This is a genomic window from Nostoc sp. (genome assembly GCF_036916575.1).
GTDB lineage: Bacteria > Cyanobacteriota > Cyanobacteriia > Cyanobacteriales > Nostocaceae > Nostoc.
Genome location: NZ_JBALGC010000041.1, coordinates 57,531 through 81,312, shown reverse-complemented (window position 1 = coordinate 81,312; position 23,782 = coordinate 57,531). Strand labels below are relative to the sequence as shown.

23 protein-coding genes are annotated in these 23,782 nt (G+C 41.4%); 10 read left to right on the top strand and 13 right to left on the bottom strand.

Going from position 1 to position 23,782, the window contains the following annotated elements:
* Nucleotides 1-150: 150 nt before the first annotated feature.
* Nucleotides 151-2,073, bottom strand: a complete 1,923-nt coding sequence (locus V7L29_RS10830; RefSeq protein ID WP_334735454.1) for a serine/threonine protein kinase — start codon at nt 2,071-2,073, stop codon at nt 151-153.
* A gap of 163 nt (nt 2,074-2,236) precedes the next feature.
* Here V7L29_RS10830 and V7L29_RS10825 point away from each other — a divergent pair, with 163 nt between their 5' ends.
* The gene (locus V7L29_RS10825) at nt 2,237-2,725 is read left to right on the top strand and encodes a hypothetical protein (protein ID WP_334735453.1); all 489 of its coding nucleotides are present in this window, start codon (nt 2,237-2,239) and stop codon (nt 2,723-2,725) included.
* A 101-nt stretch (nt 2,726-2,826) separates the two neighbouring features.
* On the opposite strand, the gene V7L29_RS10820 is transcribed toward V7L29_RS10825, so the two are convergent.
* Nucleotides 2,827-3,087: a hypothetical protein gene (locus tag V7L29_RS10820; RefSeq protein WP_334735452.1), complete on the bottom strand. Its 261-nt coding sequence runs from the start codon at nt 3,085-3,087 to the stop codon at nt 2,827-2,829.
* A gap of 136 nt (nt 3,088-3,223) precedes the next feature.
* Between V7L29_RS10820 and V7L29_RS10815 the strand changes: the two genes are divergently transcribed.
* The 3 genes from V7L29_RS10815 to V7L29_RS10805 all read left to right on the top strand — a co-directional run bounded on the left by V7L29_RS10815 (nt 3,224) and on the right by V7L29_RS10805 (nt 4,867).
* A complete protein-coding gene (locus V7L29_RS10815; protein ID WP_334735451.1) occupies nt 3,224-3,919 on the top strand; it encodes a helix-turn-helix domain-containing protein in 696 nt (231 codons plus the stop codon).
* Nucleotides 3,920-4,290: 371 nt separating this feature from the next.
* Complete coding sequence (locus V7L29_RS10810) at nt 4,291-4,584, top strand: BrnT family toxin (RefSeq protein ID WP_334735450.1); 294 nt, start codon at nt 4,291-4,293, stop codon at nt 4,582-4,584.
* Nucleotides 4,571-4,867 carry a hypothetical protein gene (locus V7L29_RS10805; RefSeq protein WP_334735449.1) on the top strand — a complete coding sequence of 99 codons (297 nt, stop codon included), beginning with the start codon at nt 4,571-4,573 and terminating at the stop codon, nt 4,865-4,867. Before V7L29_RS10810 ends, V7L29_RS10805 begins: the two co-directional genes overlap by 14 nt.
* Nucleotides 4,868-5,022: 155 nt before the next feature.
* Here the strand turns inward: V7L29_RS10805 and V7L29_RS35485 are convergent, their stop codons facing one another.
* Entirely contained in the window at nt 5,023-5,295 is a 273-nt protein-coding gene (locus tag V7L29_RS35485) for an ATP-binding protein (protein ID WP_442944173.1), read from the bottom strand.
* 125 nt (nt 5,296-5,420) lie between these two features.
* Between V7L29_RS35485 and V7L29_RS10800 the strand changes: the two genes are divergently transcribed.
* Nucleotides 5,421-8,879, top strand: coding sequence for a GAF domain-containing protein (locus tag V7L29_RS10800; RefSeq protein ID WP_334735448.1), 3,459 nt, complete (start codon nt 5,421-5,423; stop codon nt 8,877-8,879).
* Between the two features lie 409 nt (nt 8,880-9,288).
* Here V7L29_RS10800 and V7L29_RS10795 read toward each other — a convergent pair whose 3' ends face one another.
* Nucleotides 9,289-9,510: a type II toxin-antitoxin system HicA family toxin gene (locus tag V7L29_RS10795; protein WP_334735447.1), complete on the bottom strand. Its 222-nt coding sequence runs from the start codon at nt 9,508-9,510 to the stop codon at nt 9,289-9,291.
* Entirely contained in the window at nt 9,500-9,706 is a 207-nt protein-coding gene (locus V7L29_RS10790) for a type II toxin-antitoxin system HicB family antitoxin (RefSeq protein ID WP_334691741.1), read from the bottom strand. The genes V7L29_RS10795 and V7L29_RS10790 overlap by 11 nt, the downstream gene beginning before the upstream one ends.
* 136 nt (nt 9,707-9,842) lie before the next feature.
* Here V7L29_RS10790 and ygfZ point away from each other — a divergent pair, with 136 nt between their 5' ends.
* Entirely contained in the window at nt 9,843-10,838 is a 996-nt protein-coding gene (gene ygfZ / locus V7L29_RS10785) for a CAF17-like 4Fe-4S cluster assembly/insertion protein YgfZ (RefSeq protein WP_334735446.1), read from the top strand.
* Between the two features lie 89 nt (nt 10,839-10,927).
* On the opposite strand, the gene V7L29_RS10780 is transcribed toward ygfZ, so the two are convergent.
* From V7L29_RS10780 to V7L29_RS10765, 4 genes are all read right to left on the bottom strand, one after another.
* Nucleotides 10,928-11,959, bottom strand: a complete 1,032-nt coding sequence (locus V7L29_RS10780; RefSeq protein WP_334735445.1) for a DUF5331 domain-containing protein — start codon at nt 11,957-11,959, stop codon at nt 10,928-10,930.
* 54 nt (nt 11,960-12,013) lie between these two features.
* Nucleotides 12,014-12,346: a (2Fe-2S) ferredoxin domain-containing protein gene (locus V7L29_RS10775; RefSeq protein ID WP_334735444.1), complete on the bottom strand. Its 333-nt coding sequence runs from the start codon at nt 12,344-12,346 to the stop codon at nt 12,014-12,016.
* A 126-nt stretch (nt 12,347-12,472) separates the two neighbouring features.
* Nucleotides 12,473-13,447 carry a cysteine synthase A gene (locus V7L29_RS10770; RefSeq protein WP_334691745.1) on the bottom strand — a complete coding sequence of 325 codons (975 nt, stop codon included), beginning with the start codon at nt 13,445-13,447 and terminating at the stop codon, nt 12,473-12,475.
* A gap of 330 nt (nt 13,448-13,777) precedes the next feature.
* Nucleotides 13,778-14,362 (bottom strand): Uma2 family endonuclease, encoded by a 585-nt coding sequence (locus tag V7L29_RS10765; RefSeq protein ID WP_334691746.1) that lies wholly within the window; start codon nt 14,360-14,362, stop codon nt 13,778-13,780.
* A 279-nt stretch (nt 14,363-14,641) separates the two neighbouring features.
* Between V7L29_RS10765 and V7L29_RS10760 the strand changes: the two genes are divergently transcribed.
* The 4 genes from V7L29_RS10760 to V7L29_RS10745 all read left to right on the top strand — a co-directional run bounded on the left by V7L29_RS10760 (nt 14,642) and on the right by V7L29_RS10745 (nt 20,271).
* Nucleotides 14,642-14,959, top strand: a complete 318-nt coding sequence (locus tag V7L29_RS10760) for a DUF3040 domain-containing protein (protein WP_334735443.1) — start codon at nt 14,642-14,644, stop codon at nt 14,957-14,959.
* Between the two features lie 46 nt (nt 14,960-15,005).
* Complete coding sequence (locus V7L29_RS10755; protein WP_334735492.1) at nt 15,006-17,087, top strand: dynamin family protein; 2,082 nt, start codon at nt 15,006-15,008, stop codon at nt 17,085-17,087.
* Between the two features lie 59 nt (nt 17,088-17,146).
* Nucleotides 17,147-19,393: a dynamin family protein gene (locus V7L29_RS10750; protein WP_334735442.1), complete on the top strand. Its 2,247-nt coding sequence runs from the start codon at nt 17,147-17,149 to the stop codon at nt 19,391-19,393.
* A gap of 203 nt (nt 19,394-19,596) precedes the next feature.
* A complete protein-coding gene (locus tag V7L29_RS10745) occupies nt 19,597-20,271 on the top strand; it encodes a DUF305 domain-containing protein (RefSeq protein WP_334735441.1) in 675 nt (224 codons plus the stop codon).
* 234 nt (nt 20,272-20,505) lie between these two features.
* On the opposite strand, the gene V7L29_RS10740 is transcribed toward V7L29_RS10745, so the two are convergent.
* From V7L29_RS10740 to V7L29_RS10725, 4 genes are all read right to left on the bottom strand, one after another.
* Complete coding sequence (locus V7L29_RS10740) at nt 20,506-20,730, bottom strand: hypothetical protein (protein WP_334735440.1); 225 nt, start codon at nt 20,728-20,730, stop codon at nt 20,506-20,508.
* Between the two features lie 341 nt (nt 20,731-21,071).
* A complete protein-coding gene (locus tag V7L29_RS10735; RefSeq protein ID WP_334691750.1) occupies nt 21,072-21,650 on the bottom strand; it encodes a hypothetical protein in 579 nt (192 codons plus the stop codon).
* Nucleotides 21,651-22,294: 644 nt separating this feature from the next.
* Nucleotides 22,295-22,879: a Uma2 family endonuclease gene (locus V7L29_RS10730; RefSeq protein WP_334691751.1), complete on the bottom strand. Its 585-nt coding sequence runs from the start codon at nt 22,877-22,879 to the stop codon at nt 22,295-22,297.
* A gap of 117 nt (nt 22,880-22,996) precedes the next feature.
* Complete coding sequence (locus V7L29_RS10725) at nt 22,997-23,635, bottom strand: peroxiredoxin (protein ID WP_334691752.1); 639 nt, start codon at nt 23,633-23,635, stop codon at nt 22,997-22,999.
* Between the last annotated feature and the right edge of the window lie 147 nt (nt 23,636-23,782).

The following is a 23,782-nucleotide window of genomic DNA, read 5'->3' as shown; positions in this document are numbered from 1 at the left end:
CAGATAAACACAGATTTAAAATCTCGTTTCCAGGTTATACTTGGAAGCGTTCTTCATTGGAGTGCTGCCGCTAATTCAGGAGGTAGAGCCTCCTTGTAGGCATTAAGAGCTAGAGGTTGGGAAGAGGAAAACAGTGTTTACTGATAACTGTTAAAATCCGTTTTTAGGAGTTTCTGTAGTATTAGGACTATCTTTAGTGGCAGGCTGATTAGTATCGGGAAGTTTCTGTGGGGTATTTTTCTGATTACCTTGATTTTCTAGTTTAATTAGTGCCTGTTTTGCTAGATTTTCGGCTGCTTGTTTAAATAATGGTTCTATTCTATTTCGCCAATATTGAGTATTAGGCAACTTTTCTGGATGGTTTCTATAATCTAAAACTTTATCCCACTTCCCATCATCTATTGCTTTATTTATCTCATTAGATAACGCCTCCGCCTTAGCCCAATCTTCCTGCCACTGGGCAATCATTTTGCGTGTCTCTTGGATACCAGAAGCAGCATTTGCCGGAATTGATTTCAAAAGTGCGATCGCTCCCACTATATCCCCTGAATCATACTTCTGTTTTGCTTGTTCTATAATATTGGCATTGTTATCACTAGGCTGCGATCGTTCTGATTTCTCAGCATCGTCAGTTAACCCTTTCGGCTTTTCTGGTAATGGAGTTGCTACATCCCTCGATTTTGCTTTTGGCTTGGGAGTCGGTCGAGTTGCAATCAGGGGACTATCATCTACTGTCTTAGTTGCAATGCCCTTTTCGCGCAGGCAAGAACTCCATTCTTGATTATTGGTTATCACATCCGAGTGTGCCCAAGCCAAACGACCAGACTTAAGTTTAACTTCTATCCAACCCCGTTTTGTTCGCTTGCCAGTCACCTCAAAATTGGTGTTATCGGCAACTGTTTGTAAAATATTATCAGAATTTATCGAACTAGGTTCAGAACGGATATTAGAATTTCCGACGACAACAGCCGAGCATTTGTTTGCTAAGGCGGTATCCTTACCTGTAAGATTAAGAGCTAAACTTTTCACATTTGGATATACATTTGCTACCAAAGCAGCCGCACCACCTGCTAATAATATGCCAATTAATATTGGCCATGGATCAGATTTGCTAGAGTCTTGACGAGCAGGTTTAACAGGATTTGCTGGTGCAACTGCAACCGTTTGCAGCCGAGATACTTGAGGCTGGGATTTAGCTGCTTGGTAACTTAAATTTTTGGCGGATTCTTGAGGTGTGGAAAGTGCAGGTACAGGATTAATTGCGTCTTTACATGCTTGCAGGGCTTCCGTGGCGTTTTGGTAGCGGTCTTTGAAGTGATAACGTATCATCTTGGACAACACTGCCGCCAGTTGATAGTTCACAGTTACTGAATGCTGCCAAATGATTTCACCCGTTTCCGGGTCTTCTTGCAATTCTGTTGCCGATAATCCTGTTAGTGCTTGAATAGCGATGATGCCAAGGGAATAGATATCACTATTGGGGCGAGGTTTACCTTGCCCTTGTTCTGTGGGCATATAGCCAGGAGTGCCAATAACTACTGTGGCAGAAAGTTGTCCGCCCACTGTAACCAGTTGTGTACGTAGTTGCTTCACTGCCCCAAAGTCCACTAAAACTAACTTATGATCTGAGGCACGACGGATGATATTATCCGGTTTGATGTCGCGGTGAATCACGCCTTGGCGGTGGACAAATTCAAGAATTTCTAGAACTTCTTGCAATAGTTGAACTACTTGGCTTTCACTCCAGCGCTTACCAGGTATAAGTTCTTCAGCGAGGGTATGTCCTTCAATATACTCTTGTACTAAATAAAATTCTTGGTTTTCATCAAAGTATGCTAATAGCCTGGGTATTTGGTCATGGTTGCCTAGTTTTTCTAAGGTTTCGGCTTCGCTGTGGAACAGGCGTTTAGCAGTATCAAAAACTCTGGGGTCAGTTCCGGGTTTGAGGTGCTTGACAACGCAGATGGGATTGCCGGGCCGCCTAGTATCTTGGGCAATGTAGGTTTGACCAAATCCTCCCGTCGCGAGGACTCGAATTACTTGGTAACGATGGTCTAGTAGCTTGCCTATCATATTCCCTCCCCAGAGTTATTACCTAATTTTCCAGCTGGTAATAAATATCTCCAAATTTTCTTCAATGAAATCCGCTATCTTGAGAAAAGATTTAGATTAAAAACGCAGCTTTTTAATAAACGCAGACTGTTTATTTTTCTTTTAGTGCCCCTGTTTATTACCAATGCCACCTAAAATAACAAATCCAGTTGCATGGCAGCAGGCTGAAATCCTCATGCAACCTGCTTTCATTCGCGTTATCGACAATATCCGCAAGTTGCTTGATGAATCTTCCTGGACGGGAACTTACCACGATGTCCTGATTTGGCCGCCTAGCACCACTGATGAAATCAAAGCATTGGTGACTGAACTGTTGCAAGCAATGGAAACTGCAACGCCCCAAGAAGCAGATGAAATCAAACAGACTCTGGCTCGTCTGCCGATGCCCCATCCAGGATATCATCTACGTTTAGAGCGTCAACAGCAAGAAGCGAGTATCGATTTGTGGGAACTATGTTATCAAGTGTGTTTTCTTGAATACACACTACAGGAGGAAGCTGCTGATATTGATACTAGTTTAATTGATGAATTCGGTGAAGTGGATTGGTTGCGTTTGGATGCTAAGGCAAAAGAGTTAGTTGAGCAGGCGTTTGCTAAATTGCCAGAAGGGTAAAGCCCTCAGAATAGAATTCTGGGGTTATACAAACGAAACCTACCTGCGTGCGCTTATGAGGTAAGGCGATGCCTACGGCGGGCTGCGCCTACGCTTTTTCTTCAAGCAGCAAAATCTTCACTCATGCGGCTGTAGTCAATTGAGTTAGTAGGTTCTGACTGTGTTTTCAATTTGGCAATAAGTTTTTCCATCCCTGGTATTTCTAATTGATGGAATATGATTTGATTGTCTGGACTGTTAGCCGAAATGTCTGTAATAGCTTGTAGAGTCATCTTGGTTGTTTCTGAGACAGTTTTCTTTTGGACAAGAAATTGCTCCATTCCTGGTATTTCTAATTGAACAAATCTAGAATTATTTTCCATTGCTTCACTCAAACGCTGCTGTATATATCATGCTCATTACGCAGATACGCAAAGCAATGGACACCCATAAAGCAAATAGAAATACGCGCAATACGCAAAATACGCAGATTAAGGAAAATGCGGTATTCTGAAAAGTATGAATAGTCCGCAGTTTAACGAAGCTCTGGAAAACCTAAGGAAAGCACCTCGTAAGGTAGAGGTGTTAAAGTTGTTGCTGGCTGGACACACTAATGATGAAATTGCTCAGTTTAGGGGTCGTGCAGAAGGAACTGTACGCAAGCAAATCTCAAATATATATAACGATTTTGGTATTAAAAATGAATTTCCAGGCGATCGCGCTTTAAGAGACAAGTTAAAGGCTCTATTTCTCAAGTACAAGCCTGAGTGGGTAAGTAATTCCTCTCTTGCTATTACTAATGAAGTTAGCAACCAATTAGAAAAAATAAACTATGACGGCGTGCCTTCTTTAGTTTTGTCAGGTGACGAAATTTTTGAAGAAGATTGGGAGGAATTGATGTTTTTGGCTACCAATATGCTTCAGCAGGTTGGTTTTGAGGAAAAGTTTAAGATGAGTAAGGCATCACAATGTATAGGGTATCGACTTAAAAATCCTGGAGAGAGAGATAAACGCTATCAAATCTTTTTCAAACAAAGTCTATACGGTTTAAGTGTTTCTATTAATAAACTTATTTTAGATCCATATCTGCTAAATTTCCAATATTGGATATATATTTATGAATATAAAGTTTTATCCGAGAGTATAGCAGGAAGATTCTTAGTATTACCTGGTAAAGAAAATTTATTTTTGGATTCACTTAATCCTAAATACTAGAATACCTTAGAAATTGAAAGAAAAACAGTAGGTAATTTTTATCTGAATAGCCAACAAAATCCAGAGTTTTATGATCATAATACAGATGAATTAACTACAATATATTTGGATGGATTTAGTGCATATGATCTGAGTGACAGGGAAACTTATCTATGTATTCGCGAAGATAAACAATTCGATTACACATGGGAAATGTTTATATATTCAAGGGAGGTATTACAAGAATTTATTAGGTACTTTGGAAAAATTTTATTAGATATGGACTTGTGCGAGATATCTAATGATATTGATATACCTTTTTAAGTAATTCAATAAATATAAGCTTGATAAAATATGACGGGGAGCGCTTAATCCAAAAGCAAAATTGATAGATGGATATTATTTATCGTCTACAAGGTGTTGAATTTGAATGGGATGAGAATAAAGCACGAAGCAACATCGAAAAACATAGTGTTACATTTGAAGAAGCTACAGAGGTATTCTTTGACCCCTTTTACCAAGTGGGTGATGCTACTGCTAATAATCAACAGCGTGATTTCATTTTAGGCTATTCTCTTTCTCAACGCTTATTGCTCGTAGTTTATCTAGAACGTAGTAGGCGAACACGCATTATTTCTGCCCGTCCAGCTACTAGCACAGAAAGAAAGTTATATGAGCAAGCATGATGAAGAACTCGAACTACACTTAAAGCCCCGTAGTACAGAAACAGTATCAATAAAAATACCAACAGATACATTAGAATCGCTCAAAAAAGTTGCAGCTAATCGAGATATGACACTTGAAGCATTACTCAAGTTTTACATTGGACAAAGTTTGCGACAAGATTTAGCTAAATTATTTTCTGAGCGGGTACTTGACTTAACCGCTGAAGTTCTAGCAAGGCACATCGAATCGGAAGAGGAAATTTTAACCATCATTCAAGAAATTCAAGCCAAAACAACTCTATAGTCAAATTACTACAAAAAGTAATAGATAAATTGAAGAATAAAACATGTCTAATCAAACATGCAATGGCGTAACCGCCCGCCGTAGGCAATCGCATGGTTTTTTCGATGCTTACCAGGTTCATAACTAATTTATTGACAAATTAGACAATAAGTGGATTAGTAAAAGTAAGAAAAGAAGATGCGAAACGCCATCGCTAGTTTTAACCCTGTGCTATCAGGAGGATGCAGTTTGTTAGAGTGATCAGCGCCAGCAAAGAAGTCAAAAATGCGCTCCTGGTCTTTAAGAGCGATGCCAATTCCTGTATCAGGAACTGCGATCGCCCATTGATTGCTGATCAGCGAATCAGACTCAATGGTGACGCAGCCTTTTTCTGTGTAACAAATAGCATTACTAACTATAATTGATATCCTCTGTGAGAATCTCCTCAGAGGAGCTTTGTTTTTGCTACGGTATATAACCGTATTTTTACTATGACTATAAAGATTAATTAATTACCAGAATAGAAAGTATACAAATCATAAAAATACTCAAATTTTTGATAACACTCAAATATATGGGATCGCTAACAAAGCAAGTAAGTCAAACTCAAGAAATTTTATTACATCGGATTGCGAGTCGTATCCGGCAATCTTTAGAACTGCAAGAAATTTTGTCGGCGACGGTTGCAGAAGTACGCTCGTTTCTAGACACTGATCGCGTCAAAATTTATCAGTTTCAACCTGATGGTCATGGATTAGTCATTGCTGAATCGATTCAGTCAGGTCGGTTGCCGCCTCTTGTGGGGTTAAATTTCCCCGCAGATGACATCCCACCCCATGCCCGTGAACTGTTTGTGCGAGCACGCCAGCGAACTATTGTTGATTTGACAACACAGGAAATTGGTATCAGTCCTCTTGATTGCTTAGAAACAGGCAAACTATTAGACTATCAAGATATTCGCTATCGTCCCGTCGATCCTTGTCATGTAGAATATTTGACGGCAATGGGCGTAAAGTCTTCAGTTGTGGTGCCGATTGTTTTAAAGAGCAAGGAAACAGGGAAAGATTTATTACCTTCTCTGGGGGAATCATCTCAATTGTGGGGACTATTGGTATCTCACCATTCCCAAGCGCGAGTGGTGACAGAACAGGAATTACAATTAATTCAGTCGGTGGTCGATCAGCTGGCGATCGCCATATCGCAATCGATTTTGCTCACTCAAGTGCGATCGCAAGCCCGTCAAGAAGCGATTATTAATCAAGTTACCGAGCAACTGCATACTACGCCTACTGTCCAACTGCAAGCTGCCCTTGAAGAAACAGTAGCTGCCTTTCAAGGCTCTGGAGGACGAGTCTATTTGCTGCCAGACGGCGAACAAACAGCAGAAATCTACACTTGTGGGATGCAGCCTACTCAACTCGATATCGGACAAGATAGACCGATTGAAGAGCATCGATTGTGGCAGAAATATCTCTATTCTGCCACTGTCTCATCCCCCGATTATCCAGAAAAGCAAAAGAACAAAACATGGTCAGTGAATTGGATGAGAGCAGTTTACGCTTTGACTCCTCCACCTAACGAACTCAGTTGTGACTCAAATTTGTGGGCGATCGGCGATCTTTATAAAGAACCTTTATTGCGATCACTCGTCCCCAGCTTTCAAGCAACGCAAATCCGGGCCTTGTTGATTATACCACTACAGCATGGTGCCACCGTCGTTGGCTGTTTAACCATCTTCCGAGATCAGGTGGATATTGAAACTATTTGGGCAGGTTATGTTGATACCGATTCTCGCCAACTGATACCGCGTCAGTCTTTTGCAGCATGGCGCGAATTGAAAACCGGGCAAGCACAGCAGTGGACAGAATCAGAAGTTAAGCTGGCGCAAGCATTAGGCGAACGCTTTGCAACCGCAGTAAAGCAGTATCGACTTTACAAACAAGTGCAGGTCCTGAATACAAACCTAGAGCAACAAGTGCGCGATCGCACCGCCGAACTGCAACAGACTAATACTGATTTGCAACGCTCGACTATTGAGCTACAGCGCTCAATGGAACGGCAACAAGCCCTAGCTCGGATCATTGCTAATATGCGACAGTCGCTGGACGTTACCACTATTTTCCGCACCACGACTGAGGAAGTTTGTCAATTACTTAAAAGCGATCGCTTAAGTGTCTATCGTTTTAATGCCGACTGGGGAGGTGAATTTGTCAGTGATTATGAATCTGCAAATCCCCAATGGCAGAGCAATGTCAAGCTGGGAGTAGGTATGGTGTGGGACGACACATACTTGCAGCAAACGCAAGGCGGACGCTACCGCAATAATGAAAGTTTTGTAGTTGATGATATCTATAGCCTCGGATTTAGCCAGTGCCACCTTAATATACTTGAACAATTTCATGTCAAAGCCTTCATGATTGTGCCGATTTTTGTGGGGCAAGAACTATGGGGTTTATTGGGAGCGTATCAACATTCAAGCACTCGGCATTGGGAAGCTTTGGAAGTCGAGTTTTTCTCTTCAATAGCAACACAGCTGGGAGTGGCGTTGCAACAAGCCGAGTACCTAGAACAAGTGCGATCGCAAACCAGACAATTGGCACTTGTGGCAGAGCAACAGCAAACTTTAGCAAGTGTAATTACCAAAGTTCGGGAATCACTGGACTTGAACGCGATTTTTGAAACCACAACCCAAGAACTCCGCCGAGTACTCAATGCTGATCGTGTTGTGGTCTTTCGCTTCTATTCTGAATCTAGCTATGACGGCGGCGAAGTCATTGCAGAAGATGTTGCGTCGCCTTTCCCATCAACCTTAACAGCAAAGGTGTACGATCACTGCTTGGGTGAGCAGTATACTCAGAAATTCTCCCAAGGCTACATTCATGCAGTCACTGATATTTATAACAGCGAGTTAGACGATTGTTATGTTTCGATGCTGTCTCGCTTCCAAATCAGGGCGAACTTAGTAATTCCCATGCTCAAGCAAGGGCAACTATGGGGTTTACTGTGTATTCATCAATGCCAAAAATCCCGTGAGTGGCAAGAGTCTGAAATTGAATTTGTCAGCCAAATTGCCTCTCAGTTAGGAGTTGCTTTACAACACGTAGTACTGCTCAACCACACACAGCAGCAAGCCAGCCAACTTTCCCAAGCGCTTGAACATTTGCAGCAAACTCAAGCTCATCTGATTCACACTGAAAAGATGTCGAGTCTGGGATTATTAGTAGCAGGGGTTGCCCATGAAATTAATAATCCAGTTAACTTTATTTACGGCAATCTCATTCATCTTCATGAATATACACAAAATTTGATTGAGATGCTTAATGTCTATCAACAGGTATATCCTGAACCTAATCTGGAAATTCAACGACAAGCAAAATTAGCAGATTTAGAATTCATCGCTGAAGATTTGCCTAAACTGTTTGCTTCGCTGAATCTAGGTGCTGAAAGAATTCGTGAAATTATTCTTTCCTTGCGAAATTTCTCTCGTTTCGACCAAGCCGAGGTAAAATCTGTTGATATTCTTGAAGGACTCGATAGCACTCTATTAATATTGCAGCATCGTCTTAAGGCTAATTCATTGCATTCAGGCGTTGAGATTGTCAAACAGTACGGCGAGTTACCGCTTGTAGAGTGTTTTGCTGGACAACTTAACCAAGTGTTTATGAACCTGTTAGCAAATGCGATCGATGCGCTGGAGGATTTATGCCGTCAGTCTGCGAAATCAGGTGCAAATAAACACCATCCTCTGATCACGATCAAAACACAGCTGATAGCAGATGATTGGGTGCAAATCTCCATTAAGGATAATGGAGTCGGCATGACAAAAGAGGTACAGACTAGGCTATTTAATCCCTTTTTCACAACAAAGTCTGTCGGTCAAGGTACAGGTTTAGGACTCTCAATTAGTTACCAAATTGTAGAAAAGCACGGAGGCAAATTACAGTGTCTGTCCCTACCTGGTGAGGGGGCTGAGTTTGTGATTGAAATTCCAGTTAAACAATCTGAGGTCAAAGTAGCAAATCTAAAAAGCTGATTGGTACGCCCGTTCTCATTAAACAGACCACCAGATGCGATCGCACTTCGCCTGTCCAGTTAAGTAAATTCATCTCTGGCAAGCTTTTTGGGGTTTTCTATCCGTCGAACTCACGTTTCTTAGGAGAAGCACGTGGCGTCAGAGGCTTTGAATTTACTCGCCTTCCGTTGTAGGGAAGCAGGGTGGTTTCATCCAAAAAAAGAAAAATACATAAGTCTTGATTTTTCGTGAAAGTGGCATGGCTTTTTCCCTCTCTCCAAACCTCTCCCCCACAGGGGGAGAGGCTTTGAAACCCAGTTTTAATTTTTTTCTGCTTGTATAAAACCACTCTGCCCTTCCGTTGTAGGGAAGGGGCTGTTCTTGTTAGGTTTGTATTCGACTCAATTGAGAAGCGCTATATCTGCCCCCCTTACAAAACCTCAAACTCTTCTAAACTTATCCCAGCTTGTCGTAAAATACTGCCCAGCGTACTGATAGTAATTTCTCGATAATGAGGCACAATCGCAGTACGGGTTCCTTCATTGGTAGATTTGGCAAACTTTACGTGACTACCCTTTTGGCTAACTTCCCCAAAGCCTACTGCTTCTAATCGACGCTTCACTTCACGATAAGGTAATGGTTTAAGCGGCACCTATTTCTACCTGAAGTGTCTTAATTTGAGGAATAATAGTAGCTACTGGTGGTTCAAAATGCAGTGACAAAGCTTCCTCAAGATTAGCCAATGTCTCAGTTTCAGTCTGACCCTGACTAGCAATATCAATCTCCAAACACTGTGCCACAAACCAGTTACCTTCCTGCCATACACTTGCAGTAAAAGTTTGTTTCATAAGTTTTTGTTGTTCGGCACTTTCTTTTGATTTGATTATACTCCAGAAGAAAACTGGAGGTACATTGAAGCTGCAAACGCTTATTTGCTAAGATTTCCAGTGCGACAATATTGAAACAGGGCAACTCTCCATTACCATGCCAACATCTACACTTGACAATAAAGACGTAGCAGCTATCCAAGCCGTAAAAGAAGGGGTTGCTATATGCGATCGCTCTGGCTGGGGACGCATTAAAGTATCTGGCGACGATCGCCTCAATTTCTTACACAACCAAAGTACTAACAATTTTCAAATACTCAAGCCCGGACAAGGTTGTGATACGGTTTTCGTCACTTCCACAGCCAGAACAATTGATTTAGCAACCGCCTACGTTAGAGAAGATGCGGTAATCCTGCTGGTTTCACCCAACCGTCGCCAGTTTTTGATGGAATGGCTGGATAAATATATTTTCTTTGCCGACAAGGTGGAATTATCTGATATCACACAATATACCAACACCTTTAGCCTGATTGGCCCAGGAAGCGACGCTGTTTTAGAAAAGTTGGGTATTGGCGAACTGATCGGACAACCTTACGGTAGTCACCAAGTATACACAATTGCTCCTGCGGAGGGAGTGCGGATTGCTGTGGGTAGTGGGTTAGCTGCTCCCGGATACACCTTAACTTTTCCCTATACTGACAAAGCAACGGTGTGGAACAAATTGTTAGAAGCTGGGGCAGTAGAGATGAGCGATCGCGCTTGGGATGTGTTGCGAATATTACAAGGCCGCCCCACCCCAGATGCTGAACTAACAGATGATTACAATCCTCTAGAAGTTGGTTTATGGCAAACAATTTCTTTTAATAAAGGTTGCTATATTGGGCAAGAAACCATCGCCCGGTTAAATACATATAAAGGTGTAAAACAACACCTGTTGGGTATCCGCCTTAGTGCCCCTGCGTCAGTTGGAAGTGCGATCACAGTCGGAGATGAAAAGGTTGGCAAACTTACCAGTTACACAGAAACTGCTGATGGTTATTTTGGACTAGGTTACATTCGCACTAAAGCTGGTGGCGTGGGCTTGAAAGTTAAAGTGGGAGAAACTGAAGGTGAAGTAGTAGAAATCCCGTTTGTTTCTCAGGAGTATCCATAAGCAATTCAAAATTTACCGAAGTTCAGTTCGGTTCGCCCTTGACGTTGGCGATGCTCTAGCGCCTCCTGTATTTATTTTGGATCGGAGATTCAAATATAAATATCTTTGTGTCGATCCCATGCAGTGCCGTGACAAAATTCATCTAACCAAGAAGCTAGACTTCGGGCATTAGTGGTTGGTAAATTCACTCTGCTTTTAACGTGTTGTGGTTGGATATTCGCTTGTTTGCCGTTGCTCTTAACCTCGGTAGTAATTGCTAGCGATGCTGCTGAAGGGAGCCGCCCCTTGGGCGATGTCTGACGAGAAGCTGCTTCTCTACGAGACGCTTTGCGAATGCAGCTACGCACTGGTTTACGGTTACTACAAATCTCAATGGTAGTTGCCAGCAATGCGCCTACAGGGATTCGGCCAGATGGTGATGTCTGACGACAAGCTGTTTTGTCGTTGCTCTTAACCTCGGTAGCTAATGCCACAGATGACATAGTTTTAGCTTTAACCTCAGCGGTCATTGTCAGTGATGCTTCTGAAGGGAGGCGTTCAAGGGGCGATTGTACTGGTTGATATTCGTTTAGTAAACCGGAGGATAGCGTTTTTACTGGAGTATCTGGAGCAATTTTAGTAGCAAATGCACTTACTAACTCCGGTTTCTGTGTCCGAACTACCTCAGTGGTAGCTGTAAATGATGGCACAAGTTCTTCGGCGCATGGCAAGTTGGAGTCTAGAGTCTTGACAAGAGAATCAGGCGCAATCTGGCTGGCAGTTACAACCGATGACACATGTTGATCTTCAGAATGCTTCTCATGTGGCGACTTGCTTTCAACTTGGCTTGTAGCCATAGAATGTTCTGATTTTATTAAACGTAACTCTTGATCAGGATTGAAGTTAAGACCTAAAACGGCGACTATTTTATCAGGATCGTTATTTAGATCCAGCATAAAAGAAAGTATTTGATCAAACTGGGGTTCCAAAACAGACAGTGTTGCCAAAATAAAACCGGATAAAGGACGCCGCAGACCATCGTAAGTACCCCAAATTCGGATTTTGACCAGCCAGGGAATATTTTGCTCGTAGTAACTCAGCCACTTTTGTTTTAAGGATTGACGCAGTTGCTGGATATTCATTGGATGCCTCGCTTCAGTCAACAAGATTGCACACCTTGATATTGTTAATTAGCTTTATTTCTGGGGATGAAACCGATAATAGAGCATCTGTTTGACTCTTTGACCACCTAGCAAATGATTTTCTACCAGTAGAGATACTTCATCGGGTTGAACGCCGCTATACCAGACTATATCGGGTAATACCAGCACCATCGGCCCATTGCCACATTGTCCCAAACAGCTGCTACCCGTTACCGTTACACCGGGGATTGGCAAAGCTGCAAAAGCTGCTAATACCTTGAGGGCACCTTGCTTTTTGCAAGTACGATTTTGACAAACCCGCACACATCTAGGAAAAGAGGGTTGGTCTATTATCGGGAAATTTGATGGTTGAGTTATGTTTGACATTTTTTAACGAACCACAGAGGAGTGGAAACAAGCAGGGGAAGCAGGGGGAGAGGAAGGGGACGGGACAAGGGAGAATTATTGAACAAGTTTCTTCCTTGTCTCTTCCCAATGCCCAATGCCCAATAACTAATCTATTGAAAGTCCTTTTGAGGCTAGCCATTCAAGGTTGAATATCCGCGATTGATAGCGGGAACCACTATCACACAAGATGGTGACAATGGTATGTCCTGGGCCCAACTGCTTCGCTATGGCAACAGCTGCGCCAACATTAATACCTGTTGAACCGCCCATTAACAGCCCATCTTGCCTCAGCAGTTGGTAAACTACTCGTAAAGCTTCTTTGTCATCGATTTGGATAGCATCATCAGCAGGTGCGCCTTCCATATTGGCTGTAACACGACCGTTACCGATGCCTTCGGTAATGGAATTTCCTTCAATCTTGATTTCCCCGGTTTTGACATAGCTATAAAGTCCACTACCCAACGGATCGGCAACAACGCATTTAATCGCCGGATTTTGTTCTTTAAAGTACAATGCCACACCAGCAAAAGTACCACCAGTACCAGTTGAAGCTGTCCATGCATCTATTTTACCATCTGTCTGCGTCCAAATTTCCGGCCCTGTGGTTTCGTAATGGGCGCGGCGGTTGGCTAAGTTATCAAACTGATTCGCCCAAATAGCATTTTCTAACTCAGCAGCGACTCTGCCAGATAGCTTGACGTAGTTGTTTGGGTCTTTGTAGGGTACAGCAGGGACGGGACGGACTTCTGCTCCGAGTGCTGTCAGTGCGTCTATTTTTTCTTGTGACTGAGTATCGGGAATAATAATTAGGCATTTGTAGCCTTTGGCGTTGCAAATATGTGCTAGTCCAATGCCAGTATTACCAGCAGTTCCTTCTACAACGGTGCCACCGGGTTTGAGTAGACCTTTCTCTTCGGCGTCTTCTATGATGTAAAGTGCGGCGCGGTCTTTGACGGAACCGCCAGGATTGAGGAATTCTGCTTTACCAAGGATTTCACACCCGGTTTCTTCACTGAAGCTGTTTAAGCGAATCAGCGGTGTGTTGCCAACAGCGCCGACGAAGCCATTTTTAATATCCATTTTGACTGTACCTATGTTTTCATCTATAAAAATTTTGGCTTATAGCGGTGGCATGATTTATAGCTGATTTGCCTAAAATCCAATGATGCGTACACTTTCGCGGTTGCCATTGGCATTCGCGTAGCGTCTTGTTAGAGAAGCCTCTAGCACAGAAGGCATCGCCTATTTCTATTTTCAAAGCAAGTACGTTGCAGTGTAGAGATTTATTGTAGGAGATTGTAACCACATCTTACCCAAATTTACAATGAACCTTGGTGAGGAGCGTAGTTTACCGCCGCAGGCATCGCTGCTTGTCATTTCAGATTTAAGTTTTCCATTATTATTTTGACCCTACCAAACTTTACTCATATTCAAAACAAACCCAGGCAATACCGATTCCCCCCTGACAGTCGCAGGATTTTCTAAACATTCCTCTGGTACACCAGGACGATAAATATAGACTCGGCGATGCTTGCGGTCAATTAGCAAGCCTAGCTGTACTCCTTGCTCTCTCATATATTCCTCCATTTTTTCCTTTAAGGGTTTGAGGTTATCAGAAAGCGACCTCAGTTCAACTACAAAATCTGGACAGAGTGGCACGAATTTCTCTTGCTGTTCTGCTGACAAACTATTCCAACGTTCTAGTTTCATCCATGAGACATCCGGCGATCTATCTGCACCTGTTGATAGCTTAAATCCGGTGCTGGAGTCAAAACAAATACCTGTCCCGTCTTTTTCTGCCCAAACATATAATTGACCGGCGATGCTGAAGTTACGATTACCTGTTTTTCCACCAGTGGGGGGCATAATTGATATTTCTCCAAATTGATTCCGCTCAATGCGTAAGTCACGATTAACCTGACAAAAGTCAAAAAACTGTTCGTCTGTCATTTGCATTGAGGGGGGAATTTGCACAACTAAAGGGGATGAAAGCATGATGATTTCCTCCAGGTTTTGCTGTCTACCCGACTGGCTTGTATTTCTTATTCTCACGCAAGTCATTCTTTTGGTGAGACGCTAATATTCGTTTTCGCCACAATTTTCCGGAAAGTAAGTGTATTTTGTGGTATTTAACTCCAGCTTAAGTTTAGCAGGCAATGATAAATAAACTAGTTAAATTACTGAGAATATTAAATAAATAAGTAATTTATTATACTCCGTAATTAAAGAGTTAATGCTGAGATCACTTCATTGTCTTAGATGGGATGGACACAGATGACATCTGAAAGCGTAGGCGTAGACCGCCGTAGGCATCGCCAGAAAGAACTTGAACACCGGGAACGTATACTACGAGAACGAGAAGTTGAATTGCGATTCCGGGAAATGGAAACTAAAATCCATGCTACCGATGCGGCTTTTGATCAAACTGTGAAGCATCAGCTAGAAAATTCCCACAAACCTTGGATGAAAAAAGTTATCCTCGGTGGAAAGCTGTTTGCTCTTGGTGTGGTAGCGCTGGTTGCAGTGAGAATAGCCTCAGTGCTGGCTGGGTTTATTATTATTGCTGCGCTAGGGTGGATGTCTTACAAATGATTTTTGGAATCCCAAAAAACCAATCTTTAATAAAGGTGTAACTATGATGAGTGATCAGGTAGCAACTGACAGATTTATTCAAGATTTAGAGCGTGTTGCTCAAGTGCGAACTGAGATTTCTGTATGTTTGAGTAAACTGGCTGAAACAATTAAAAAAGCTGAATTGGCTGGGGACTCTTCATCAGGAAAACTCAGTTTAGAACGAGATATTGAAGATATTACAGTAGCTAGTAAAAATCTCCGCAAAGGTGTATTTCGCCTTTTGGTGTTGGGCGATATGAAACGGGGAAAAAGCACATTTCTCAATGCCTTAATTGGAGAAAACTTATTACCAAGCGATGTTAACCCTTGTACTGCAGTGTTAACAGTTTTACGCTATGGGTCCCAAAAGAAAGTCACAATTCATTTTAATGATGGTACAAGTCCGCAACAGCTAGATTTTCAGAACTTTAAATATAAATATACTATTGATCCGACTGAAGCTAAAAAACTAGAGCAAGAGAAAAAACAAGCCTTTCCTGATGTTGATTATGCAGTAGTTGAGTATCCTTTAACGCTACTAGAAAAGGGAATTGAAATTGTTGATAGTCCAGGATTGAATGATACAGAAGCACGAAACGAATTATCCTTAGGTTATGTAAATAACTGCCATGCAATTTTGTTTGTAATGAGAGCTTCTCAACCTTGTACCTTAGGTGAACGTCGCTACTTAGAAAATTATATTAAAGGTCGAGGATTGACAGTTTTTTTCTTAGTTAATGCTTGGGATCAGGTGCGAGAATCATTGATTGATCCTGATGATGTCGAAGAATTAAAAGCATCTGAGGATAGATTACGGCAAGTATTTAACGCGAATTTAGCAGAATATTGTTATGTAGAGGGTCAGAATATTTATGATGAACGCGTATTTGAACTCTCGTCAATTCAAGCACTCAGACGACGGTTGAAAAATCCCCAAGCTGATTTAGAGGGGACTGGCTTTCCGAAGTTTATGGATTCGCTTAATACTTTTCTTACCAGAGAACGGGCGATCACAGAACTCCGTCAAGTCAGAACCTTAGCAAGACTTGCCTGCAATCATACCCGCGAAGCAGTTGCTAGACGTGTACCATTACTTGACCAAGATGTAAATGAATTAAAAAAACGAATTGATTCAGTAGAACCGGAGTTTAACAAACTCACAGGTATTCGGGATGAATTCCAAAAAGAAATTATCAATACAAGAGACACTCAAGCAAGAACGATTTCCGAATCTTTTCGCAGCTACGTTTTAAACTTAGGTAATACCTTTGAAAACGATTTCTTACGCTATCAGCCAGAATTAAATCTATTTGATTTTCTCAGTAGTGGTAAACGAGAAGCATTTAACACCGCACTGCAAAAAGCCTTTGAGCAATATATCACTGACAAATCTGCTGCTTGGACATTAACTGCTGAAAAAGATATTAATGCAGCTTTTAGAGAACTTTCTCGCAGCGCTGCACAATATGGCGCGTTTTACAGTCAAGTCACAGACAAAATTACAGAAAAGCTCACTGGACAAGACGTAAAGGTAAATACGACTACTACTGCTGAAGATGATAACTCTCCCAGCTGGGCAAAATGGGCAATGGGATTGTTATCTCTGTCTAATGGAAATCTTGCTGGTTTCGCATTAGCCGGCGCTGGATTTGATTGGAAAAATATCTTGTTAAACTACTTCACTGTAATTGGCATTGGCGGGATAATTACAGCAGTGACAGGTATTTTTCTTGGGCCTATCGGGTTTGCACTGCTAGGTTTGGGAGTAGGATTTTTGCAAGCAGATCAAGCGCGTAAAGAGTTAGTTAAAACAGCAAAAAAAGAGTTAGTTAAATATCTACCCCAAGTGGCGCATGAGCAATCTCAGGTTGTATACAATGCAGTCAAAGAGTGCTTTGACTCTTACGAAAGAGAAGTGAGTAAGCGGATTAACGATGATATTGTATCTCGCAAATGTGAATTAGGTAATCTAGTCAAGCAGAAAGAAACTCGCGAGATAAATCGTGAGAGTGAATTCAAACGTTTAAAAGATTTACAGGAAAATGTCATCGCTCAGTTGCAAAAAATTGAGGCTGCGTATAGCAACTTATTAGCTTACTATAGCTAATATATCTCATTACTCTCGTTCCCAGCTAGAAGCTGGGAACGAGGAACTAACGAGGAACTATGCAACAACAGTATGAAGGTTATAAGGATTTAGCAGATTCTCTCAAATCTGCATCTGCGTTACTGAATTTAGAGCGCAAATCGCAACTGCATCAAGATATAATTACTATTTGCAATCATCTAGTTAATCCTAACTTTCGGATTGCGGTATTTGGGCCTTTTAATCATGGCAAGTCTACCCTATTGAATGCCATATTGGGGAATCGCACCTTACCAATTGATTTAATTCCCACCACAGGCGCAGCGATTACTATCAAGTATGGCTCTGATGTGCAGACTCGCATCATGTTGGTAGATGGCACAGAAATCTATCGCAGTGGCACAGAAGTTTTACAGCAATTTGCAATTCTTGATGGCAATAGGCAGATGCGAAAAGATGTAGCATCTGTGGAAGTTTTTTGTCCGCATCCATTTTTGGAAACAGGTGTAGAATTGCTCGATTTACCGGGAACAAATGATCGAGATGAACAAGATAATTTAATTCGAGAACAACTCTTAAGTGCAGATTTAGTTATACAATTATTAGATGCACGTAAGTTAATGACTTTAGGGGAGCGGGAAAACTTACGAGATTGGCTATTAGATCGCGGCATTAAAACAGTTATATTTATTGCTAATTTTATTAACTTACTTGAACCCGACGAGCAAAAACAAGTTCAAAATCGCTTAGTGTTTGTTGCGGAAAGCTTTCGAGCCGAATTACCTTCGGGTTTTAGTAATTTATATCGCGTTGATGCTTTACCTGCCTTAAGAGCCAGATTAAAAGGTGATGTTGCTGCTGCTAATAGTAGCGGGTTAGCGGCTTTTGAAACAGCTTTGCAAAATATTGTGGGAATTTTGCAACCAAATCGTGGTAATGTGCGTTTGCCAAGAGTGGAGGCGATCGCTTCTAAAATCCAACTTTTATTAAAAGCTAAAATTGACCCGATTGCTATTGAAATAAAATCTTTTGATGATAAACAAAATACTAAAATTGAAATTAAACAAAAAGCAGCCAACTTAATTTATAAAGGTTTTGCTACTAGCGTGGGAGAGTTACGCGATTGGCTAGTATTACCCAAGCTACTCACAAAATATCAAGCTGATGCGGCAGTTGCATTGGCAGAAAATAACTTTAAAGCTTGGGAAACAAATACTCTTAAAAAAGACTTGAATCAATTACAATTGGCTGCGGTGAAATGGCTTTATCAAGCTTACGAATTTTTCCAAGAAGAACGACCGCAAGATTTATTAATTCCCTTTCCTAGCGAACCACAATTAATACTACCCTCAAAGCCAAGCACTACTGATGATTTAAGTGAACCTGGTTCCATCGCTGTTGGTGGTGGTATTGGTTGGTTGTTAGGCGGCCCAGTTGGTGCTGCTGTCGTCGGGAGTATTTCTTATTTGTTAAACAAGAATATCCAAAAACAAGACGAACAATCAGCAAAGGAATCTTATCATCAGGAAGTTGCTAAACTTTGTATAACTGCAATTGAAGATTATTTCTCTCGCTTCAGCAGTCAAGGCTTATCAATTTTAACTGAATATGAGCAGAAAGCCGAAAAAGTAATTTGTTTTGAATCCAGTCAAGAACCATTAGAAGTGACTAATAAGCGTGAAAAGTTGCAGCAGTTACAAAAGGGTTTTAATCAGTTGCTACGAGAGTTAGAAAAAGTGAAAATCCTCTTAAATCATCAACCTTATAAAGAAATACCAAAATACACAAATACTAAGATAAAATATTCGCCACAGCCAAAGAGAGTTCAAACTTCTCCTGAAAAAGATCCTGGTATTAAGCAACAACAGGAAAATACTGCTAAGAATACTGGGACAAGGGTAGAATCTGTTTCTCCACTACCACCGCCTAAAGCTTCTCCCTCTGCACGTCCAGAAGAGGTGGAAGCGAAATTTCGGGATTGGGAACTGAATGAGGAAATAGCGCGAATGAAAGCAGAGATGCGTAGCCCTAAGGCTTGTCGTCAGACATCGCCTAATTTTAAAACTGGCAAACAGCAAAATACAACTCAAAGCAATAAAGCGCCCAACCAACCAAAAACCCATGCAGAAATAGATAAAATTACTCGCGCCTACAGCATTTTAGGATTACAAACAAATGCTTCTTTGGCTGAGGTGAAGCAGGCTTATCGAACTTTAGTAAAAAAATGGCATCCAGATTTGTTTGTTAATCAGCCGCAACTGCAAAAACAAGCACAAGAGAAAATGCATTTAGTTAATGAAGCTTACACAATTTTGAGTGAAAAATGAAAAACCGGATACCCGGCTTATTAAAGAAGTTGGGTATCTTTAGATTTCATCAGTCGAATAAAAAACCTCTTCCTGGTTTTACTACGCAAAACCTGTCCCTCTCCGAGTCGGAGAGGGAAAGACTTGAACTTTAGTTCAAGACAGGGAGAGGTTCATCTAACTTACGTTAAATTATAGAATTAGGAAACTGTTATGTGAGACTTATGCAACTGCTATCTTTGAGGAATGGCTTTTTGGCGTTAACCTTGACTGCGATCACCTCAGCCGGTGGGTTAATCACAGCTTGTACCAATACTGCTTCCCAGAACGAAAGCCAAGCCCCAAACGTAATTGCTACCAATGCTAGTGACAAGCAGATGAATCACAGCATGGCAATGGATTTAGGCCCAGCCGATGCTAATTTTGATTTACGGTTTATCGACGCTATGATACCGCACCATCAAGGAGCTGTGGAAATGGCTAAAGAAGCACAGCAGAAATCAAAACGCCCTGAAATCAAAAAACTAGCAGACAATATCATCAAATCGCAAAACCAAGAAATCACTCAGATGAAGCAGTGGCGACAAGCTTGGTATCCCAAGGCGGGAGATAAACCAATGGCTTATGACAGTCAAATGGGTCACATGATGGAGATGTCATCTGACCAAATGAAAGCCATGATGATGAGTCAAGACTTAGGTGCAGCTGATGCTGAATTTGATCTGCGCTTTATCAATGCGATGATTCCTCACCATGAAGGGGCTGTAACAATGGCAAAAGATGTCTTGAGTAAGTCTAAGCGTCCTGAAATCAAGCAATTAGCCCAAGAAATTATCAAGGCACAAAATACAGAGATTAAGCAAATGCAGCAGTGGCGAAAAACTTGGTATAACCAGTGATACTAATTCGTAATTCGTAGTTTGCACAATCAGAGCAGGTCGTGTTTTAGCAGTAGTCAGGTTAAAATTTGAAAATAGTGGGAGCATCCCAAATATGCAAGTTTATTTTCATACAGTATTTTGACTTACAGCGTGTTTAAAATAACGTAGACGCTGACTCGGCTTGCCGCAGCCAAAGGTGTATCGCGTCGTTTCCCGCCTTTTGTGTTAGCGCAGCCTCTTCTCTACCTTGGGCTACGCCAACGACGCAGCGCAAAGTTTGAGCCGTACCACTTCGTGAAAGCAAGCTACGCGGAGCGTCTCCAAGAGTTGTGGCTGACCGCAGGTTAGAACATAAACCAAAGAGGTTTGTACAGGGTTTTTGTACCAGTCCTGTGTCTTTTGGCTTGCATTGGGATGCTCTCGAAATAGTAATAGAACAATATCACCTCGTTTAAATGTTTGTTTTAGCTGCATCATAGTTGTTATAGATACTGATTTTTGTGCTATCCCAGTCATCTGCAAAGGTTGCAAGATGCGATCGCAAAATCTCAGGCTGCACTTCGTTAATTGCTTGACAAACTAGGTAAATTTCCTCTGAGCGTATGGAAGTTATATACCAATACGCTTGGGTTAAGAATTTCTTCCTTCTCTTTGCGTCCTTTGCGTCCTTGGCGGTAGCCTGCGGCAAGCCGCTCCGCGTCTACGTTAAAAAAAATTGACTTGAAGAAAGAGTTTTAGCCTTAACCCAAGCGTATTGAGTTATATACAATTCTTCTTTATCGAATCCAACCAAATTATTAGATATGGATATACCTGCGCTATACAATCACACCTGTATACAATTGAATTATTTTTTTAGGAATATGTATTTTGCCCCAATAGTCATCAATAAACATTTTAAAGTCTGTTATTGAAGTCCAATAAAATTCTTCACCAATTGTTTCATTTGCATTAGCAGGATTGAAAATTACAGAATGAAGAATTCCCCAAACTATGTTACTGGAAATTAATAGTTTATCGCCATCCGTTCCCAAAGTTACATGATTACTAAAGATAAGATTTGGATCAATTGAGTTGCCATGAACTAAATCACACCTTAAAACGTAATAAATCAGTTGTTCTACAGAAACAGTATCACCTGTAACGCCTGGAAAAGATAACTTACCTCGTGGAACTTCTACATTCTGGCTCATTAATCCAGGCAGACCAGAATATGTGATCAGCCACATGAATTCCTTAAGAAAGCGTTGATAGTCCTTCCATGAAGATTTGGGAAGTTTATAGTACTTGATAGAAGTTGCATCAACAGCAATACAAGCATCAGTCAAAGCTAGCTCAATCTCACCTTTGTCCCAATGGTCGATAGCTGATTTTACTCTTTTAGCAATAGTAATCATTTTTGCAGTTTGGCTGTGATAATTATAAATTTTAAAGAGTAACTAAAAATTTTTATTTGATGTCTAAATAGTTATTATACGACAATTTGTATGTACTATAGTGCATTACTAATACCTTCCGTATGCATTTTGCAAGGGTACTAGTACCGCAAGGCGGAAGTCAAAAGCCAAAAGTCACTTATTCAAAAGTATTATGGAATGGGGTTTTTAGAGTTTTTAAATGGTTACTCGTCTTGCAAAGTTCTGATGCCTACGGCGGGCTACGTCAACGGCGGGAACCGCCGCTCAACGCCAGTTCCTTTAAGTGGGGGAACCCCACCAACGGACTGGCTCGACTTTGCGCTATTTACGCCGTGACGTACTAGGATATTGAGAGAATCCTGCCTAACAGTTTTCTTCCATAGGTTCAAGCTGCATAGCTGGCAATAATGTTTGATAGCGATCGCTCTCGTAAAACTGGTGGCTTTAGATTATAATTAGCGATCATTGAGGCAATGATTCAGCCACACCAAGGTAGTTTCAACGTGCAAACTGAATTAGGTAAAGGTAGTACTTTTATCATTACAATTACCCTTCGATGTTACCCAAATTTACTAATTGAAATTGCTATATTATCCCAAAGCTAAATTTAACTAAAACTTTCTCTACCAAACTTTACTCATATTGAGAATAAACCCAGGTAATAGCGACTCACCGCTAACAGTCGTAGGATTATCCAAACATTCCTCTGATAATCCAGGACGATAAATATAGACTTTACGCTGCTTACGGTCAATCAACCAGCCTAACTGTATTCCTGGCTCATTCATATATTCCTCCATTTTTTCCTTCAAAGTTTGGAGGTTGTCGCTGGGAGATTTGAGTTCGACTACAAAATCTGGACAAATAGGTGCAAATTTTTCTTGTTGTTTTGGAGACAGAGCATTCCACCGTTCTAGTTTAATCCAGGAAGCATCTGGAGAGCGTTCTGCACCTGTTGATAACTTAAATCCGGTACTAGAGCTAAAAGTTATACCTGTACCATCTTGTTCTGACCACACCCATAGCTGTCCTGAGATATTAACTTCTCGGTTTCCTGTCTCTGAACCAGTAGGAGGCATAATTACCAAATCTCCAAATTTATTCCGCTCAATGCGTAAGTCACGATTCACCTGACAAAATTCAAAAAATTGTTCGTCTGTCATTTGCATTGATGACGGAATTTGCAAAACCAAAGGAGATGAGAACATAGGGATTTCCTCCAGGTTATGATGCCTAGCCGAGTAACTATATTCTCACGCAAAGAAACAAAGACGCCAAGATAAAACTTTGCGCCTTTGCTTTTTTATCCAAAATCATTTTCAGATTTACTTGTTAGGCTGAGGAGTTACCCGCAAATAGGGTTTGACTTCCTCATAACCTTTGGGGAATTTCTGTTTAAGTACTTCTGGATCTTTGAGTGAGGGGACAATTACGACATCCTCTCCATCTTTCCAGTCAGCTGGTGTGGCCACACTATAGTTATCAGTCAATTGCAGAGAATCAATTACCCGCAACAGTTCATCAAAGTTGCGTCCCGTGCTGGGAGGGTAGGTGAAAGTGAGACGGAGTTTCTTGTTGGGGTCAATCACGAAAACCGATCGCACTGTCACAGCCGCATTAGCATTCGGGTGGATCATGTCGTAAAGGTCAGAAACCTTGCGATCCGCATCTGCCAAAATTGGGTAGTTAAGAGTGGTGCTTTGAGTTTCTTCGATGTCTCCCACCCAGCCTTTGTGGGATTCAACGTTATCAACACTAAGTGCGATCGCTTTGACATTGCGCTTGTCAAATTCTGGTTTTAGCTTGGCAACTGTGCCGAGTTCTGTTGTGCAAACAGGTGTAAAATCAGCAGGGTGAGAGAACAGCACTACCCAGCTGTCACCTGCCCATTCGTAAAAATCGATGTCGCCGTGTGTTGAGGCTTGCGTAAAGTTGGGTACTGTGTCACCTAGACGAAGAGCCATGTGAGATTCCCTGTAGTTAGAAAAGCATATGTGTTCTACTTTGCCATCATGACATAAAACCCCTATTCCCCAATCGGGCTTTAGCGGTTTGAAACAAAATTTTAGGTTGTCACCACTCTTAGATAATAGATCGAGGAGGTAAAGATT

Bases quoted from the DNA above. Each gene is read 5' to 3' on its own strand.
- V7L29_RS10830 (WP_334735454.1), bottom strand. From the start codon at position 2,073: ATGATAGGCAAGCTACTAGACCATCGTTACCAAGTAATTCGAGTCCTC.
- V7L29_RS10825 (WP_334735453.1), top strand. From the start codon at position 2,237: ATGCCACCTAAAATAACAAATCCAGTTGCATGGCAGCAGGCTGAAATC.
- V7L29_RS10820 (WP_334735452.1), bottom strand. From the start codon at position 3,087: ATGGAAAATAATTCTAGATTTGTTCAATTAGAAATACCAGGAATGGAG.
- V7L29_RS10815 (WP_334735451.1), top strand. From the start codon at position 3,224: ATGAATAGTCCGCAGTTTAACGAAGCTCTGGAAAACCTAAGGAAAGCA.
- V7L29_RS10810 (WP_334735450.1), top strand. From the start codon at position 4,291: ATGGATATTATTTATCGTCTACAAGGTGTTGAATTTGAATGGGATGAG.
- V7L29_RS10805 (WP_334735449.1), top strand. From the start codon at position 4,571: ATGAGCAAGCATGATGAAGAACTCGAACTACACTTAAAGCCCCGTAGT.
- V7L29_RS10800 (WP_334735448.1), top strand. From the start codon at position 5,421: ATGGGATCGCTAACAAAGCAAGTAAGTCAAACTCAAGAAATTTTATTA.
- V7L29_RS10790 (WP_334691741.1), bottom strand. From the start codon at position 9,706: ATGAAACAAACTTTTACTGCAAGTGTATGGCAGGAAGGTAACTGGTTT.
- ygfZ (WP_334735446.1), top strand. From the start codon at position 9,843: ATGCCAACATCTACACTTGACAATAAAGACGTAGCAGCTATCCAAGCC.
- V7L29_RS10780 (WP_334735445.1), bottom strand. From the start codon at position 11,959: ATGAATATCCAGCAACTGCGTCAATCCTTAAAACAAAAGTGGCTGAGT.
- V7L29_RS10775 (WP_334735444.1), bottom strand. From the start codon at position 12,346: ATGTCAAACATAACTCAACCATCAAATTTCCCGATAATAGACCAACCC.
- V7L29_RS10770 (WP_334691745.1), bottom strand. From the start codon at position 13,447: ATGGATATTAAAAATGGCTTCGTCGGCGCTGTTGGCAACACACCGCTG.
- V7L29_RS10765 (WP_334691746.1), bottom strand. From the start codon at position 14,362: ATGCTTTCATCCCCTTTAGTTGTGCAAATTCCCCCCTCAATGCAAATG.
- V7L29_RS10760 (WP_334735443.1), top strand. From the start codon at position 14,642: ATGACATCTGAAAGCGTAGGCGTAGACCGCCGTAGGCATCGCCAGAAA.
- V7L29_RS10755 (WP_334735492.1), top strand. From the start codon at position 15,006: ATGAGTGATCAGGTAGCAACTGACAGATTTATTCAAGATTTAGAGCGT.
- V7L29_RS10750 (WP_334735442.1), top strand. From the start codon at position 17,147: ATGCAACAACAGTATGAAGGTTATAAGGATTTAGCAGATTCTCTCAAA.
- V7L29_RS10745 (WP_334735441.1), top strand. From the start codon at position 19,597: ATGCAACTGCTATCTTTGAGGAATGGCTTTTTGGCGTTAACCTTGACT.
- V7L29_RS10740 (WP_334735440.1), bottom strand. From the start codon at position 20,730: ATGATGCAGCTAAAACAAACATTTAAACGAGGTGATATTGTTCTATTA.
- V7L29_RS10735 (WP_334691750.1), bottom strand. From the start codon at position 21,650: ATGATTACTATTGCTAAAAGAGTAAAATCAGCTATCGACCATTGGGAC.
- V7L29_RS10730 (WP_334691751.1), bottom strand. From the start codon at position 22,879: ATGTTCTCATCTCCTTTGGTTTTGCAAATTCCGTCATCAATGCAAATG.
- V7L29_RS10725 (WP_334691752.1), bottom strand. From the start codon at position 23,635: ATGGCTCTTCGTCTAGGTGACACAGTACCCAACTTTACGCAAGCCTCA.